This window comes from Vibrio sp. T9 (assembly GCF_003123985.1).
GTDB classification, from domain to species: domain Bacteria; phylum Pseudomonadota; class Gammaproteobacteria; order Enterobacterales; family Vibrionaceae; genus Vibrio; species Vibrio diabolicus.
Genome location: NZ_NIGY01000116.1, coordinates 1 through 353, shown reverse-complemented (window position 1 = coordinate 353; position 353 = coordinate 1). Strand labels below are relative to the sequence as shown.

Below are 353 nucleotides of genomic sequence, written 5' to 3'. Positions count from 1 at the left end.
AAATCTTCTTTCCGTATGCGGGAAGCCAGGCTGTCTGGCTTGCCGGTTCCACCGGCGGCACGGCGGACACGCGAGTAAGCGCTACCGTCACGTACACCGTCTACCGCGGCGCGGTTAGCGCGGGTACATCCCCCGGGCATCCCGTGGTGCTGAACCTGTATCAGAAGGCAATCGATCCGGACCCTGAAACGCCCGTCAATGAGCAACTCGAGGCCCCGGTGGTGGTTTCGGCCTCGGGCAAACGCGACGAAATTCCGGCAGAGGATTTCGGCCAGGACGCGGTCGTGGAGATCGATAAGAGCACCGTCGGGACTCCGCCGCCAAGTGGCGATGCCTTCGAAGAGGGGGACACA

The 353-nt window shown here is 63.2% G+C and carries 1 protein-coding gene; it reads left to right on the top strand.

Going from position 1 to position 353, the window contains the following annotated elements:
- Positions 1 to 353, top strand: a 353-nt coding sequence (locus CBX98_RS26380) for a hypothetical protein (protein ID WP_172606042.1), incomplete at both ends; no start/stop codon positions are given.